General features: G+C 72.6%; 17 protein-coding genes. 5 read left to right on the plus strand and 12 right to left on the minus strand.

From position 1 onward, the window contains the following. Positions 1–51 precede the first annotated feature (51 nt). Genes HA073_RS00580 through HA073_RS00590 form a run of 3 tightly spaced genes read right to left on the minus strand, consistent with a single transcriptional unit; the run spans position 52 to position 4718 of the window. Positions 52–2607, minus strand: coding sequence for a bifunctional GNAT family N-acetyltransferase/acetate--CoA ligase family protein (locus HA073_RS00580; protein WP_140946186.1), 2556 nt, complete (start codon positions 2605–2607; stop codon positions 52–54). 24 nt (positions 2608–2631) lie between these two features. After that, a complete protein-coding gene (locus HA073_RS00585) occupies positions 2632–3813 on the minus strand; it encodes an acetoin utilization protein AcuC (protein WP_166455470.1) in 1182 nt (393 codons plus the stop codon). 47 nt (positions 3814–3860) lie between these two features. Beyond that, complete coding sequence (locus HA073_RS00590; protein WP_113971748.1) at positions 3861–4718, minus strand: sulfurtransferase; 858 nt, start codon at positions 4716–4718, stop codon at positions 3861–3863. 98 nt (positions 4719–4816) lie between these two features. Between HA073_RS00590 and HA073_RS00595 the strand changes: the two genes are divergently transcribed. Next, complete coding sequence (locus HA073_RS00595; protein WP_030502956.1) at positions 4817–5503, plus strand: metal-dependent transcriptional regulator; 687 nt, start codon at positions 4817–4819, stop codon at positions 5501–5503. A gap of 6 nt (positions 5504–5509) precedes the next feature. Here HA073_RS00595 and HA073_RS00600 read toward each other — a convergent pair whose 3' ends face one another. From HA073_RS00600 to HA073_RS00635, 7 genes are all read right to left on the minus strand, one after another. Beyond that, positions 5510–6058, minus strand: coding sequence for a hypothetical protein (locus tag HA073_RS00600; RefSeq protein ID WP_064447128.1), 549 nt, complete (start codon positions 6056–6058; stop codon positions 5510–5512). 86 nt (positions 6059–6144) lie between these two features. Further along, complete coding sequence (locus tag HA073_RS00605; RefSeq protein ID WP_069089357.1) at positions 6145–6378, minus strand: DUF5522 domain-containing protein; 234 nt, start codon at positions 6376–6378, stop codon at positions 6145–6147. A gap of 58 nt (positions 6379–6436) precedes the next feature. After that, a complete protein-coding gene (locus HA073_RS00610) occupies positions 6437–7087 on the minus strand; it encodes a class I SAM-dependent methyltransferase (protein ID WP_064447126.1) in 651 nt (216 codons plus the stop codon). A gap of 73 nt (positions 7088–7160) precedes the next feature. Continuing rightward, positions 7161–8120, minus strand: a complete 960-nt coding sequence (locus tag HA073_RS00615) for a DUF2332 domain-containing protein (RefSeq protein ID WP_166455471.1) — start codon at positions 8118–8120, stop codon at positions 7161–7163. A 49-nt stretch (positions 8121–8169) separates the two neighbouring features. Next, positions 8170–8349, minus strand: a complete 180-nt coding sequence (locus HA073_RS00620) for a hypothetical protein (RefSeq protein ID WP_064447124.1) — start codon at positions 8347–8349, stop codon at positions 8170–8172. Positions 8350–8560: 211 nt separating this feature from the next. Next, the gene (locus HA073_RS00630; protein WP_069089355.1) at positions 8561–8740 is read right to left on the minus strand and encodes a hypothetical protein; all 180 of its coding nucleotides are present in this window, start codon (positions 8738–8740) and stop codon (positions 8561–8563) included. Then, positions 8737–8925 (minus strand): hypothetical protein, encoded by a 189-nt coding sequence (locus HA073_RS00635; RefSeq protein WP_064447123.1) that lies wholly within the window; start codon positions 8923–8925, stop codon positions 8737–8739. The genes HA073_RS00630 and HA073_RS00635 overlap by 4 nt, the downstream gene beginning before the upstream one ends. A 129-nt stretch (positions 8926–9054) precedes the next feature. Here HA073_RS00635 and HA073_RS00640 point away from each other — a divergent pair, with 129 nt between their 5' ends. From HA073_RS00640 to HA073_RS00650, 3 genes are read left to right on the plus strand one after another with little or no spacing between them, the layout of a single operon-like run. After that, positions 9055–9897 carry a helix-turn-helix transcriptional regulator gene (locus tag HA073_RS00640; RefSeq protein WP_047891729.1) on the plus strand — a complete coding sequence of 281 codons (843 nt, stop codon included), beginning with the start codon at positions 9055–9057 and terminating at the stop codon, positions 9895–9897. Between the two features lie 9 nt (positions 9898–9906). After that, positions 9907–10074 carry a DUF397 domain-containing protein gene (locus HA073_RS00645; protein ID WP_082931024.1) on the plus strand — a complete coding sequence of 56 codons (168 nt, stop codon included), beginning with the start codon at positions 9907–9909 and terminating at the stop codon, positions 10072–10074. 52 nt (positions 10075–10126) lie between these two features. Beyond that, positions 10127–10309, plus strand: coding sequence for a DUF397 domain-containing protein (locus tag HA073_RS00650; protein WP_082931023.1), 183 nt, complete (start codon positions 10127–10129; stop codon positions 10307–10309). 70 nt (positions 10310–10379) lie between these two features. Here the strand turns inward: HA073_RS00650 and HA073_RS00655 are convergent, their stop codons facing one another. Both HA073_RS00655 and nrdR read right to left on the minus strand, forming a co-directional pair. Continuing rightward, on the minus strand, positions 10380–13277 hold the full coding sequence (locus HA073_RS00655; protein ID WP_043325710.1) for a vitamin B12-dependent ribonucleotide reductase: 2898 nt from the start codon (positions 13275–13277) through the stop codon (positions 10380–10382). Positions 13278–13311: 34 nt separating this feature from the next. Next, positions 13312–13812: a transcriptional regulator NrdR gene (gene nrdR, locus HA073_RS00660; RefSeq protein WP_013284751.1), complete on the minus strand. Its 501-nt coding sequence runs from the start codon at positions 13810–13812 to the stop codon at positions 13312–13314. Positions 13813–14301: 489 nt separating this feature from the next. On the opposite strand from nrdR, the gene lexA reads away from it, so the two are divergent. Further along, on the plus strand, positions 14302–15084 hold the full coding sequence (lexA, locus tag HA073_RS00665; protein WP_043325711.1) for a transcriptional repressor LexA: 783 nt from the start codon (positions 14302–14304) through the stop codon (positions 15082–15084). Positions 15085–15139 lie beyond the last annotated feature (55 nt).

Raw genomic sequence — 15139 nt, forward strand, 5'->3', positions numbered from 1 at the left:
TGTTAAGAAGGGGCCCTTCCTCTACCGGAGGCGTTAATAAGGGGCCCTTCCTTACAAGCGGCGGGGGCCGGTGTCCGGGCGCGCGACCTCCGCGCCGGTGCGCACGGTGGCGTGCAGCACCGAGATGCCGTCCGGCCGGGCCAGCACCGGATTCAGCGTGAGCGACCGCACCCGGGGCTGCTCGTCGGCGAGCCGCCCGACCCGCACCAGCAGGTCGACCAGCGCCGCCCGGTCCACCGGCGCGGCGCCCCGGTGCCCGCGCAGCAGCGGCGCGGCCCGGGGCTCGTCGACCAGTTCGGCGGCGTCCCGGTCGGTCAGCGGCACCGCCCGCCAGGCCCGGTCGCCGAGCAGCTCGGTCGCCACGCCACCGAGCCCGAACCCGACCACCGGCCCGAACGCCGGATCCTCCACCAGCTCCACCACGCACGCCACGCCGGGCGCGACCATCGGCTGGACCAGCACCTCCGCGCCGAACGCCGGGGCCATCTCGGCGTACGCGCGGCGCAGCGCGGCGGCGTCGGCCAGGTCGAGGCGTACCGCGCCGAGGTCGAGGCGGTGCCGCAGCCCGGGGGCGGCGGCCTTGAGCGCCACCGGCCAGCCGAGCCGCTCGGCGGCGGCCAGCGCCTCCTCCGTCGTCGTCGCCGGGACCGACTCCACCACGTCGATGCCGTACGCGCGCAGCAACGCCGCCGCGTCGGCTCCGTCGGGCCGCAGCGCGGCGTGCCCGGCCGTCCGGTCCACGTCGGGAAGTTCCGGCAGCACGCCGGCGGGCCGCCGGAGCCAGTCCGCGTACGCGGTGACCCGGCCCAGCGCGCGTACCGCCTCCTCCACGCTCGGGTACGCCGGCACCCCGGCCGGCACGAGCCCGGCAAGGAACGTCGCCACCACCGGCTTGCCGGTGACCCGCGCGTCGGGCAGCGCCGAGGCGAAGTCGGCCACCGGGTCGGCGAGCTGGCCCGGCAGCGGCGGCGCGAACACCGCCACCACGGCGTCGACCCGCTCGTCGGCGACCGCGTCACCGAGCGCGGCGGCGTACGCGGCGGCCCCGGCGCTCGGCCCGACGTCCCGCGGGTACCCGTCGGCGACCGTCAGTCCCTGAGCGGCGCAGGCGGTGGCGGCCAGCCCGGTCAGCGCCGACGAGTTGCCCACGACCGCGACGCGCCGCCCGGCGGGCAGCGGCTGGTGGGCCAGCAGCACACCCACGTCGAGCAGCTCGGACACGGTGTCCACCCGGATCACCCCGGACTGGGCGAACAGCGCGCTCACCGCCGCCGCGTCCAGCGCGGGCGCCTCCCCCACGCCCGGCGGCCGGGCCAGCGAGGCGAGCGCCACCACCGGCTTGCTGCGGCCGATGCGCCGGGCCAGCCGGGCGAACTTGCGCGGGTTGCCGAACGTCTCCAGGTAGAGCGTGATGACGTCGGTGGCCGGGTCGTCCTGCCAGTACTGCAGCAGGTCGTTGCCGGACACGTCGGCCCGGTTGCCGGCCGACACGAAGCTGGACAGGCCGAGCCCACGGCGGGACGCCTCGGCCAGCAGCGCCACCCCGAACGCGCCGGACTGGCTGAACACGCCGACCCGGCCCGCCGCGGGCAGCACCGGGGCGAGCGTGGCGTTGAGGCGTACCGCCGGGTCGGTGTTGGCGACGCCGAGGCAGTTCGGGCCGACCACCCGCATGCCGGCCAGGTGCGCGGCGCGGACCAGCGCGCGCTGCGCCGCCGCGCCGGCCGGGCCGGACTCGGCGAACCCGGCCGAGATCACCACCAGGCCGTGCGCGCCCGCCCGGGCCGCGTCGCGGACCACGTCGGTCACCGCGTCCGGCGGGACCGCCACCACGGCCAGGTCGACGTCCTGGCCGGCGTCGGCCGCCGACGGGTACGCGGGCAGCCCCGCCACCGTCGCCGCGCTCGGGTGCACCGGCACGATCGCGCCGGTGAACCCGCCGTCGCGCAGGTGCCCGAGCAGCGCCGCGCCGACGCCCTGGCCGGTGGTGCTGGCGCCGTAGACGGCGATGCCGCGTGGCGCGAGCAGCCGGGCGATCGAGCGGGCCTCGGTACGGTGCTCCCGGCCGCGCTGCACCTCGAGCGTCGCCTCGGTCGGCGCGATCGGGAAGGTCAGGTGCACCACGCCGTCGGCGTACTGGCGCTGGACCTGGTAGCCGAAGTCGGCGAAGACCCGCAACATCGCCCCGTTGGCCGGGAGCACCTCGGCGACGAAGTGCACGATGCCGTTGCGTCCGGCCGCGTCGGCCAGGTGCTCCAGCAGCACCGAGCCGATGCCCCGGCCCTGGTAGGCGTCCTCGACCACGAACGCCACCTCGGCCTCCGGCGAGGCGGGGCCGAGGCGCTCGTACCGGCCGACGGCGACGATCCGCTCGCCGGCCAGCACCACGAACGCCTCCCGGTCGCGGTGGTCGACGTTGACGAAACGCTTCAGGTCGCGTTCCGGGATACGCGGGTACGGCGAGAAGTAGCGCAGGTAGCGGGTGCGCTCGGAGAAGCGGCCGTGCATCGCCACGATCTCGGGCGCGTCCTCGGGACGGATCTGTCGCAGCTGGACGGTCGTACCGTCGCTGAGCAGCACGTCCACCGGTTGTTCGACGGTGGTCACCGGTCGGTCCTCCCTGCCGCCGGCTCAGTCGCGCGGGTCGTGCGGGTCGAGCCCGAGCAGCGGGAAGACCGCCTTGCGGGTGGCCGCGACGGCCCGGTCCACCGCGTTCGGCTCGCCGCTGGGCTGCCACGGCAGGTACGACGGGTCGACGTCGTCGGTCATCCGCAGCGGCACCTCGTGCCCGGGTCGCCGCCGCGCGGCCAGGTCCCGCCAGCCCGGCGGGGTCAGCGTGGCCGGGTCGACCGGCTCGCCGGTGGCGATCGCGAGCAGGTGCGTCCAGGCCCGGGGCACCACCTCGACCAGCGCGTACCCGCCGCCGCCCGTGGCGATCCAGCGGCCGTCGCACAGCTCGTCGGCGAGCGCGCGCAGCGAGCGGTAGGTGGCCCGCTGCCCGTCCACCGACAGGTGCAGGTCGGCCAGCGGATCCTTGCGGTGCCCGTCGGCGCCGCACTGGGTGACAAGCACCTGCGGCCGGTACGCGCGCAGCACCGACGGCACGACCGCGTGGAACGCGCGCTGCCAGCCGGCGTCGCCGACCCCGGGCGGCAGCGGCACGTTGACGGCGGTGCCCTCCGCGCCCGGCCCGCCGGTCTCGTCCGGGAACCCGGTGCCGGGGAACAGCGCGAGCGGCGTCTCGTGCAGGCTGATGGTGAGCACCCGCGGGTCGCGGTAGAAGATCTCCTGCACGCCGTCGCCGTGGTGCACGTCCACGTCCACGTACGCGATCCGCTGCGCGCCGAGGTCGAGCAGGCGGGCGATGGCCACGGCCGGGTCGTTGTAGACGCAGAAGCCGGCGGCGCGGGCGGGCATGGCGTGGTGCAGCCCGCCGGCCACGTTCACGGCGCGGCGGGCGTCGCCGCGCCAGACCGCCTCGGCGGCGGCCACTGTGGCGCCGGCGATCAGCGCGCTCGCCTCGTGCATGCCGTCGAAGACCGGATTGTCCGAGGTGCCCAGGCCGAACCCGGCGAACAGCGGGTCGCGCGGCGCGGCCCGGACCGCGTCCAGATAGGCCGGATCGTGGACGCGGGTGAGCAGCGCGTCGTCGGCCGGCTCGGGCTTGACCAGCCGCACGCCGGGCCGGTCCAGCACCCCCAGCTCGCGGGCGAGCGCCATGGTCAGCTCGACCCGGACCGGGTCCAGCGGATGGTCGCCCATGTCGTAGGTGAGGAGAGCCTCGTCCCACACCACCACCGTGTCGTCGGCCATGCGGCCATCGTCGCACGTGGGCCCGGGTGCGCCCACCTGACGTACGCTCACCGGCCGGACGTGCCACCGGTGGCGACCGGACGGTCCGGGTCGGCCACCCACTCGCTCCACGAGCCGACGTACAGCGCGGCGTCCGGGCGGCCGGCCAGGTGCAACGCGAGCACGGCCTGCGCGGCGGTCACCCCGGAGCCGCAGTACGCGCCGACCGGCGCGCCCGCGTCCACCCCGGCGGCGGCGAACCGCTCCCGCAGCGCGTCCGCGTCCGGGAACCGCCCCTGCGTGACGTACTCCGGGGCGGGCAGGTTGACCGCGCCCGGCACGTGCCCGGCGACCGGGTCGACCGGCTCGTGTTCGCCCCGGTAGCGCGGCGCGGCCCGTACGTCGAGCAGCACCCCGGGCTCGGCGGCGGCGAGCCGGGCGGCCCGCGCGGCGTCCAGCACCGGCAGCGCGCCCGGCGTCACCGTCACGTCGCCCGGCGCCGGGGCGGGTACGCCGGTGTCGACCGGCAGGCCGGCTGCCGTCCAGGCCGGGTAGCCGCCGTGCAGCACCCGCACCTGCCGGTGGCCCGCCCAGCGCAGCGTCCACCAGGCCCGGGCGGCGGACATCCCGTCGCCGCCGTCGTACACGACAACGGGGTGACCGGCGCGGACGCCCGCCGCCCGCAGCGCGGCCTGCAACGCCGCCGGGTCCGGCAGCGGGTGCCGGCCGGCGGCGCCGGGCCGCCCGCACAGCTCGGTGTCCAGGTCGACGAAGACCGCGCCGGGCAGGTGGCCGGCGGCGTAGTCCGCGCGGCCGGGCGGGCCGGTGAGCCGCCAGCGGACGTCGAGCAGGGTCGGCGGATCGGCATGATCGAGTTCGGCGGCGAGCCGGTCGGGCTCGACCAGCAGGTCTGCGGTGGCGGACATGCGGTCCAGTCAACACCATCCGGGCCGCCACCTCCGGCTTCGCCTGCCGTCGATGGTCGGTGGTAACGGGTACCATCGGTGCCCGGGAGGCCGCTGACGTGAAGCACGACCTTGTTGACACGACCGAGATGTACCTGCGCACCATCCTCGAACTCGAGGAGGAGGGTGTGCCGCCGCTGCGTGCCCGCATCGCCGAGCGGCTCAAGCAGAGCGGCCCGACCGTCAGCCAGACCGTCGCGCGGATGGAGCGGGACGGCCTGCTCACGGTCGAGGGCGACCGGCACCTGAGCCTCACCCCGGCGGGTCGCAACACCGCCGTGTCGGTGATGCGCAAGCACCGGCTGGCCGAGCTGCTGCTGGTGAACGTGATCGGGATGCCCTACGAGGAGGCCCACGAAGAGGCCTGCCGGTGGGAGCACGTGATGAGCGACGCGGTGGAGAAGCGGGTCTTCGACCTGCTCAACCGCCCCACCCGCTCGCCGTACGGCAACCCGATCCCGGGCCTGGAGGAGCTGGGCGACCCGGGCCAGCCGACGGTCGAGGCCGGCGAGAGCGAGCGCAACCTGGCCTTCCCGGGCCTGTCCGGCCAGGTCGTGGTGCGCCGCATCTGCGAGAGCGTGCAGACCGACTCGGACGTGCTCCGGCAGTTGCACGCAGCCGGTGTCGACCCGGGCGCGACGGTGACCGTGGCGCAGGAACGCGACGGCGTCTCCATCGACCGCTCCGGCGACCGGGTCCGCCTGCCCCGCGAGGTGGCGTCCCGGGTGTTCGTCGCGGCCCGCTGACCCGGGTCAGAGCTGGCGGGTGTCGATCACCTTGGCCAGCGTGACCAGCTTGCCGGCCGTCTTGTCCGCCTCCGCCTTGGCGGTGCCGGTGGGGGCGGTCCAGCGCAGGGTGGCGAGCCGGCCCTCGGTGGCCAGCCAGCCGACCTCGGCGACCGGGCCCGCCTTCGCGGTCTTGGGCAGCGTGCGCCGGTAGCCGGCCTTACCCAGCTTGGTGATCTTCGTGGCGCCGCTGGGCTGCACGTCGAGGGTGAACGTGGCCGCGTCGATCGACGTCTCGGTGACCGACAGCGTCAGCTCCGGCAGCACCGCCCCGGCCGCGCGCACCACGCACGTGTGCGTGTCGCCCCGCTCGGTGGCGGCGGCCACGTCGAACTCGCCACCGGTGTGCTCGGCGATCACCGCGAAGTCGAGCAGCCGGCAGGCGCCGCCCGAGGAGGCGGCCGCGACCGCGACCGGTGGGCGCGGCTCCGTCGGCACGTCGACCGTCGGGGCTTCCTCGGCGCAGCCGGCGGCGAGCAGGACGGCCGGCACGGCCAGCCAGATTCGGGCACGCACGGGAGACCTCCGCGGTCGGCGGCGGGTCCGACCCGCCGGAGTTCCGTCGGACACCGTACGGCGTGCCCGCGCGGGGACGGAAGCCCCTAATCGGTTACGTACGGACAGTGCCGACATCCTCGCCCGCAGCACGTCCCTCGCCGGGCCAGGAAGCCCGCGCTGAGCACGAACAGTCCGGTCTCCGGGTCCAGGTAGCCGGCCTCCCCGGCGGCCAGGGCGGCGGCGTGCACGGCCAGGATCCGGTCCCGCCCCGGGTGATCCGGCGACAGCCGCGACGGGTGCGGTTCGGTAAGCGGCCGGTCCGCCAGCTCGTCACGCACCGCTGAAGTGTAAGGAAGGGCCCCTGCTTAACGTTTTCTGCATAGGAGGGGCCCCCTTTTAACATCCCCCACGGATGGTCCGCTCGGCCAGCAGGAACGCCTGGGACTGCCGCTCCGTGGCGACCGGCGCGCGGACCAGCGTCGCCGAGACCGTGAACCCGGCCGTCGCGAGTTGCGCGGCCAGTCGTTCCGGCGGCAGCCAGTGCACGTCGTACGCGACGTCGTGGCCGTACGCCCGCTCCAGCCGTACGCACCGGTCACCGGCCTTGACCGCGAGGAGCAGGTGACCGCCCGGGGCGAGCGCCCGGTGGAAACCGGCGAACACCCCGGGCAGCAGCTCCGGTGGCAGGTGGATGATCGAGTACCAGGAGACCAGCCCGGCCAGCGAGGCGTCGGGCACGGTCAGCTCGGTCAGCGAGCCCACCTCGAAACGCAGCTCCGGGTACGCGCGGCGGGCCACCGCCACCATGCCGGGCGACAGGTCGACGCCGCCGATGTCCAGGCCGAGCCGGTGCAGGTGGGCGGTGACGCGACCGGTGCCGCAGCCCACTTCCAGCACCGGCCGGCCCGGCCCGACCGTCTCGGCGTACGCGGCCAGCAGCGCCCGGTCCAGCGGTGGTTCCACCACGTCGGGCAGCAGCCGCGCGTAGTCCTCGGCGACCGTGTCGTACGCGGCCCGCGTCTCCACCAGCCACCCGGGTTCGCTCACACCCACCTGCCCCACCCCTCGATCATGAAGTTGACGGTCGCCGCGTCGGCGTGTCGCACCGCCAACTTCATGATCACGCGCTCGGGATTGGGGTGGGGGTGGGGAGCCAGGTGAGGGCCTGGCCGTGGCCTGTCGTCCAGGCCACGGGACGGCCGTCGAGGGCCAGGACGTTGTGGAAGCCGTCGGTGGGCGGCTCCGGCAGGTCGGCGTGGGGCAGCACCGACGGGTCCTCGTTGGCTATCCAGTGGCCGGGCAGGGTCCGGACCAGCGCGGTGAACGCGTACCGGCGCGCCTTCGGCACCTGGTAGAGCACCGAGCTGTGGAACACCACGAGCGTCGCCCCGGCCGGGGCCTGCTCGGCCAGCGCCGGCAGGTCGTCCACCAGGTCACCGCGTACCAGCAGTGGCGGATCGGCCGCCGCGACCGCCGCCGCGGCGCGCAGCCGGTCCCGGCGGTGCCGGTGCTCCGGCCAGATCAGCGCCTCCAGCCAGGCCACGTCGGCCGGGTCGGTGACGTCGAGCGGGTTCAGGTCCAGCCCGGCCCGCCACACCACCTCGGGCAGCCGTCGCGGCGGATCGGTCCCGGTCAGGTCACAGTCGAGCAACGGCTCGCCGTCGCCGATCCGCCGATCGCCGTAGCGGTAGGCGTACCGGTCCGGGTAGAGGCACAGCCCGGCGGAGGCGCCGACCTCCAGCAACGCCAGCGGCTGCGGCAACGCGGCGAGCACCGGCAGCAGAGCCGCGCAGCGTCCCGCCTCGTTCGTCTGCGTCGCCCGCACCCGCATCTGCGCCGCCACGTCCGGCCAGTGCCCCATCACGTACGCGCGGAACGCCGCCGGGTCGTCCACCGGCCCGCCGCGCAGCCGTACCACCCCGAACAGCAGGTTCGGCTGACGCTTGGCCGGTGGCAGCGTGTCGAGCAGGGCGAGCAGCTCCGGGTCACCGGCGACCACCCGCGACAACCGCTCGTACGCCGGGGACACGCCGCGCGCCTCACGCTCGGCGAACGCCCGATAGATGTCGGTCGTGCTCATCCCCCGAGCATTCCAGCTCGCGTACGCGATGGGCTGTGACAGTGGGCACCTACGGAAGTTTGGGCCGACGGGGACGAAGCCCTCGGGAGATCTCCTCCAGGTGCCGCTGTTGGTGCTCGCGCACCATGGCCTCCCAGACCTCCTGGTCGAAGTCCGGATCGAGCGGCACCCACCGGTGCGAGCCGTCGCAGTAGTGGAACCGTTCGTCGCCCGGCCGAATGACACTCATCGCACCCACCCGAGGAAGCGCTGATGCAACACCCCGGCCGGTACCCAGGTCAGATCCTCCGCCGCCCACACCAGATAGGACCCCATGTACAAGCTCAACGACACCGGCGCTCCGGCGAACTCGGCCCGCAGCTCGCGACGCCGCGTCGGGCAGGGCCACGGAGCGCCACACCCACCGCAGCTCCACACCGGAAGAACCGGCCCGTGGGTGGTCACCGGAGGCCGTCCAGGAAGCGCCGGGTGGCGGTCCGCGCCTGCCTGCGGGCCGCCCATTCGACCTGCTGACAGGGGTACGGGCACAGACGCGCCCACCATGCCCGGCACCCCGTGCAGAAGCCGTCGACGCCGGGTACGTGTACCGACAGGATCTGCCGGACCTGCGGCTCCGTCACGTCTGCTCCTCACCCGGCCAGTGGCCGCGACGGATCGGGATGCGATGGCGTGCGCGGCACGGCAGTTCCGCACCGCAGCGGCAGATCCACCGCCAGCGTCGCCAGGACCACACCGGACGGTGCCGCCGGGCGAGGGTCAGCGCGACCGCCAACACGTACTCCTCGTACGACACACGAGCACGCATGCCGCCTCCTACTTTGTTCATGCGCGGGTAATTTTGCGCGCGCATTTTCAGTCAGTCAACGATGTGCGCGCATGTCGTGCGGGCGTGTCGCGTGTCCACCGCACGCCGGCCGGCGGCACAATCACCGGCATGGAAAGTCCGACCTTCGTTCGCTTCCAGCTCGGGGCGCAGTTACGCAAAGCGCGAGAGCAGGCCGATGTCACCGCCGAGGAAGCAGCGGCGGCAATCGAGGTGACCGCGAGCACCCTGCGCCGCATCGAGGCCGGTCGGGTCGGTATCAAAGGCCCTGCGCTCAACGCGCTGCTTGATCGCTACGGCGTCACCGATGCCGAACTGCGCGACACGCTGCTGTCGATGGCGCGCACCGGGAAGCAGCGCGGCTGGTGGGCGAAATACGGGGATCTACCCTCGTCGTATCGGCAGTACATCGGATTGGAATCCGCAGCCGAGGAGGTGCAGACCTTCGAGACGCTTGTCGTGCCGGGCCTGCTCCAGACACCGGCATACTCGCGGGCGATGATGGCGGAGGATGCCTTCGAACCTTCACCCGAGGCGGTCGAGAGGCGAGTCGCCGTCCGGACGCACCGCCAGGAGCTGATCTCGTCGGGCAAGCTCCGCCTGGTAGCTGTACTGGACGAAGCAGTCCTGCACCGCCAGATCGGTGGTGCAGCCGTCATGGCCGACCAGCTCACCGCCTTGCTCGACGCCGGCAGCCGATGGAACGTCACGGTCCAGGTGATCCCGTTCCGGGAAGGTGCCTACGCTTCCATGCTGTCGAGCTTCCACATCCTCAACTTCGCTGACGGCCCCAGCGTGGTGTACATCGAGGGTTTGACGGGCGATCTCTACGCGGAGGGCGAGGATGTGCGCCGCTGTACGGTGGTGTTCAACAGCCTGCGCGCCGCGGCCCTGTCGCCAACCGACTCGGCGGCAATGATCAAAGCAATCCGAGGCGCGCTGCCCGTGGAGTAGGAGGCGGACGTGGACTCGCAGTGGCGCAAGAGCACCCGGAGCGGCACCAACGGAGCCTGCGTCGAAGCGAGATACGCCGACCAGGCAGTAGAAGTCCGCGACAGCAAGGATGCAGGCGGCGCGGTTCTACGCTTCAAGCGTCAGCCGTGGCAAGCGTTCCTCCGCACCCTGCGCTGAGCGCCCACCTCGGCGGTGCTCGTGCCAGGCGCTGGCAGGAAATGGAGGTGGCATGACAGACCGGATCGGCATCAAGTGGCGCAAATCGAGTCGCAGCGACAACAACGGCGGAGCGTGCGTTGAGATTGCCGCAGTCAACGGGAGCATCCTGATCCGCGACAGCAAGGATGCGTCCGGCCCGGTTCTGCGCTTTGGGCGTCAGCCGTGGCAGGTGTTCCTCCGTACCCTGCGCTGAGCCCGACTCGCCAAAGCACGCGCGAGCGCGGCAGGGAGGTCCCTGCCGCGCTCGCGTCTTCGGTCGGTCGTCAGCTGCAGCCGCTGGTGGAGCCGCAGCCCTCGCAGACGTAGCAGCTACCGGCGGGCCGCATCTTCGTGCCGCATGTGAAGCAGAGCGGCGCGTCGGCGGCCTTGCCGATCACGGCCTCCAGCAGCTCCGTGCTGGAACCCACCACCGGAGCGGGCTTGACCGCGGCGACGTCGGCCATCTCCTGCGCCGGCTGCGCGACCGGGCCGGTCTTCGGCTCCGGCGCCTCGACCGGGGCGGAGGCGGCCATCGCGGTGAGGTCCGCACCGCTCGCCTCCGCCTCCGCCTCGGCCGCGAGCTGGGCGGCCCGCTCCTTGGCGGTGAAGATGCCCAGCTCGGCGCGGCGGTCGTACGGCAGGAAGTCCAGCGCCAGGCGACGGAAGATGTAGTCCATCACCGAGGCGGCCATCCGCACGTCCGGGTCGTCGGTCATGCCGGCCGGCTCGAAGCGCATGTTGGTGAACTTGCTGACGTACGTCTCCAGCGGGACGCCGTACTGGAGACCGATGGAGATGGCCACCGAGAAGGCGTCCATCACGCCGGCCAGGGTCGAGCCCTGCTTCGACATCTTGAGGAAGACCTCGCCGAGACCGTCGTCCGGGTACGACGAGGCGGTGAGGTAGCCCTCCGCGCCGCCGACCGAGAAGGAGATAGTCTCCGACGGGCGCTTCTTCGGCAGCCGCTTGCGCACCGGGCGGTACTCGACGACCTTCTCCACGACCTTCTCCGGCTCGGCGGCCGGGGCCTGGGTCTCGACGGTGCTCTTGTTCTTCTTCGCCGCCGACAGCGGCTGGCCGACCTTGCAGTTGTCCCGGTAGATCGCCAGCGCCTTGAGGCCGAGCTTCCAGCCCTCGAAGTAGATCTTCTCGACGTCCTCGACGGTGGCCTGCTCCGGCATGTTGACCGTCTTGGAGATGGCGCCGGAGATGAACGGCTGGACGGCCGCCATCATCCGCACGTGGCCCATCGGCGCGATCGAGCGCTCGCCCATGGCGCAGTCGAAGACCGGGTAGTGCTCCGGCTTGAGGCCCGGGGCGTCCACCACGTGGCCGTGGTCGGCGATGTGCTCGACGATCGCCTCGACCTGCTCCTCGGGGTAGCCGAGGCTGCGCAGGGCGCGCGGCACGGTCTGGTTGACGATCTGCATCGAGCCGCCACCGACCAGCTTCTTGAACTTCACCAACGCCAGGTCCGGCTCGACGCCGGTGGTGTCGCAGTCCATCATCAGGCCGATGGTGCCGGTCGGGGCGAGCACGCTGGCCTGCGAGTTGCGCCAGCCGTGCTTGTCACCGAGCTTGTTGCCCAGCGTCCACTGCTTGGTCGCCTCGCGCTGCACGGCGGTGCCCACGGTGCCGGTCGGCTTGATCGCGTCGTTGGCGGCGGCGTGCTTGCGCATGACCCGCTTGTGCGGCTCGGCGTTACGGGCGTAGCCGTCGTACGGCCCGACGATGCCGGCCAGCTCGGCGGACCGGCGGTAGGCGGTGCCGGTCATCAGCGAGGTGATCGCGGCGGACACCTCCCGGCCCTGCTCCGAGTCGTACGGCAGGCCGGAGGCCATCAGCAGCGCGCCCAGGTTGGCGTACCCGATGCCGAGCTGCCGGTAGGCGCGGGTGGTCTCACCGATCTTCTCGGTCGGGAAGTCGGCGAAGCAGATCGAGATGTCCATCGCGGTGATGACGAACTCGACCGACTTGACGAACTTCTCCACCTCGAAGCCGCCGTCGGCGCGCAGGAACTTCATCAGGTTCAGCGAGGCCAGGTTGCACGAGGAGTTGTCCAGGTGCAGGTACTCCGAGCACGGGTTCGACGCGGTGATCCGCCCGGTCTCCGGGCAGGTGTGCCAGTCGTTGATGGTGTCGTCGTACTGCAGGCCCGGGTCGGCGCACTCCCACGCGGCCTGGGAGATGGTGCGGAACAGCTTCTTCGCGTCGATCGTCTCGATGGTCTGCCCGTCGAGCCGGCCGCGCAGGTCGAAGCCGCCACCGTTCTCCACGGCGGTCATGAACTCGTCGGAGACGCGGACCGAGTTGTTGGCGTTCTGGTACTGCACGCTGACGATGTCGGCGCCGCCCAGGTCCATGTCGAACCCGGCGTCGCGCAGCGCGCGGATCTTGTCCTCCTCGCGCGCCTTGGTCGCCACGAACTCCTCGATGTCCGGGTGGTCGACGTCGAGGATGACCATCTTGGCCGCGCGCCGGGTGGCGCCGCCGGACTTGATGGTGCCGGCGGAGGCGTCCGCGCCGCGCATGAAGCTGACCGGGCCGGAGGCGGTGCCGCCGGAGGAGAGCAGTTCCTTCGAGGAACGGATGCGGGACAGGTTCACCCCGGCGCCCGAGCCGCCCTGGAAGATCCGCCCCTCCTCCTTGTACCAGTCGAGGATGGAGTCCATCGAGTCGTCGACCGACAGGATGAAGCAGGCGCTGACCTGCTGCGGCGACGGCGTGCCGACGTTGAACCACACCGGCGAGTTGAAGCTGAACACCTGGTGCAGCAGCATCCAGGTCAGCTCGTGCGCGAACACCTCGGCGTCGGCCGGGGTGGCGAAGTAGCCGTACTCCTCACCGGCGGTGCGGTAGGTGTCGACCACCCGGTCGATCAGCTGCCGCAGCGACCACTCCCGCTCCGGGGTCCCCACCGCGCCCCGGAAGTACTTGGTGGTCACGATGTTCGCCGCGTTCACCGACCAGGACTCGGGGAACTCCACCCCGCGCTGCTCGAAGTTGATCGAGCCGTCCCGCCAGTTCGTCATGACGACGTCGCGGCGCTCCCAGGTGACCTCGTCGTAGGGATGCACCCCCTCGGTCGTCCAGACGCGCTCGATCTTCAGCCCCGCCCCGGCCTTGTTCCGTGACCTGCTGGTCGTCACGCCCTCGCCCCCCTCGTCGGCACGGTCACCCACCGCGCCTCGTGTACCTGTCAGAAACCCGAAAATGTCAGCTGATCGCGCCGGCGGCGTCCGCCGCACCGGCACCGGCGCCCTCCCGGGCGCGCGCGGCGGCCCGCAGCGTCTCGATCTCCCGCTCGAAGTCGGCGAGCGAGTCGAAGGACCGGTAGACGCTGGCGAACCGCATGTAGGCCACCTCGTCGAGGTCGCGCAACGGGCCGAGGATGGCCAGGCCCACCTCGTGGCTGGGGATCTCGGCCGCCCCCTTGGCCCGTACGGTCTCCTCGACCTTCTGTGCCAGCAGCGCGATCGAGTCGTCGTCGACCGGCCGCCCCTGGCACGCCTTGCGCACCCCGCCGATGATCTTCGTACGGCTGAACGGCTCGGTCACCCCGCTGCGCTTGACCACCGCGAGCACCGCCTCCTCGACGGTGGTGAACCGTTTGCCGCACTCCGGGCAGGACCGCCGCCGCCGGATGAGCTGGCCGTCGTCGGCCTCCCGCGAGTCGACCACCCGGGAGTCGGCGTGCCGGCAGTACGGACAGCGCATGGGCCCGACCTCCTCCGTCGATCGCGGGCACACCTACCGGCTCCCGGGCACACGTCGGCACGGCGGAGTCATCGTCCGATGACCGTCGCCGGATGCGCGGTGCGGGAGTGCGTTCGGTAGTTGAACCCAACCTGTGGGCGACTTACGCCCGTGTGACTACTACATCTAGGGGTCGACCGTATGCCGAACCCCAAGCGAGGTCAAGTTGGCGGGCGTGTCCGGCGCGTCATCAGAATCACGGTCGGCGCGACCCCGCCGAGGAGCCCAACGGACGGCCTCCCGCGCTGGACACGGCCCGCCGCAATGGAACATCTGTACGAGCGGCGTACTCTTCTATCAGAACAACAGTTCGGAAATCCAGGAATTCGGCACGACACGCCGACAGCAGGTCGTACAGATGTTTGAAAATGACCGATCTCACCTATACGGTCAGACCACACGCACCACGAGCCGACGAGGCACCCCAGCGCCGACCAGGGAGGGACGGACGTGACCGAGGACCGGGCCAGCCGGCAGAAGAACCCGCAGCCGAACGACGGGGCGGGTCCTCCGGCGACCCGCCGCCCCCGCGCCGCCCGCAGCCGCACCGCCCCGGCGGCGGTACGCCCGGTCACGCCGGTGGTGAGCAGCTTCCCCGACCCGACGAGCGTCGACCTGACCGCCCGGCAGCGGCGGATCCTGGAGTTCATCCGCACCTGGGTCGAGCGGCACGGCTACCCGCCGAGCGTGCGCGAGATCGGTGAGGCGGTCGGCCTGGTCTCCCCGTCCAGCGTCGCCTACCAGCTCAAGGAGCTGGAGAAGAAGGGCTTCCTGCGCCGCGACCCGAACCGGCCACGCGCCGTCGACGTCCGGGCCCCGGGCGAGGCCGACGACGAGGCCGCCCGCGCGCAGCGCCCCACCCCGGCGTACGTGCCGATGCTGGGCCGCATCGCCGCCGGTGGGCCGATCCTGGCCGAGCAGGCGGTGGAGGACATCTTCCCCCTCCCCCGCGAGTTGGTCGGCGAGGGCGAGGTCTTCATGCTCCAGGTCAAGGGCGACTCGATGCTCGACGCGGCGATCTGCGACGGCGACTGGGTGGTCGTCCGGCAGCAGCCCAACGCCGAGGTCGGCGACATCGTCGCCGCGATGCTCGACGGCGAGGCGACGGTCAAGACCTACCGGCGGCGGGACGGGCACGTCTGGCTGATGCCGCAGAACCCGGCCTTCGACCCGATCCCCGGCGACGACGCCACCATCATGGGTCGCGTGGTGGCGGTGCTGCGCCGCATCTGACCCCACAGCAGCGCGAAAAGGGGGTGACCGTCGCGGTCACCCCCTTTTCCGTGTC

This window comes from Micromonospora sp. CMU55-4 (assembly GCF_011602315.1).
Lineage (GTDB): Bacteria > Actinomycetota > Actinomycetes > Mycobacteriales > Micromonosporaceae > Micromonospora > Micromonospora chalcea.